The 337-nt window shown below is 63.5% G+C and carries 1 protein-coding gene; it reads right to left on the bottom strand.

Annotation, left to right across the window (positions count from 1 at the left end):
• On the bottom strand, positions 1–337 hold a 337-nt coding region (locus P2081_RS20550), incomplete at both ends, for a chitin binding peritrophin-A domain-containing protein (protein WP_278924644.1).

Genomic DNA, 337 nt, shown 5'->3' with positions numbered 1-337 from the left:
TGGGGTTGGAGCTCCTGCCGCTGCCTCCGCTCGCTCCGAGACCCGCCAGCAGTTCGCTCTTCCTGATCGCCTTCAGGTCCAAGTCGCCGTAGTAGTCCTCACAGCCGGGAACGTCCTCGGGGTCCTCGCAGTTTCCGGTTCCGTCGGCGTCTCCGATCTTGAACACAGTTCCGATGGGACATCCGTACTCCCTGGCGGTTCCGTCCATGCAGATGTAGTACTTCCTGCAGTCGTCGGGGTGGGCGTGACGGGTGAAGGATCCAGCGGACACACCCGCAGACGCGCAGCTGAAGCCGTCAGCGACCTCTTCCAGCTTGCACTCAGGGACCTGGTCAGC

This window comes from Pseudophaeobacter profundi, from assembly GCF_029697505.1.
GTDB lineage: Bacteria > Pseudomonadota > Alphaproteobacteria > Rhodobacterales > Rhodobacteraceae > Pseudophaeobacter > Pseudophaeobacter profundi.
Note: the sequence above shows the minus strand (reverse complement) of the source record. Positions and strands in the feature narration are given on the sequence as shown.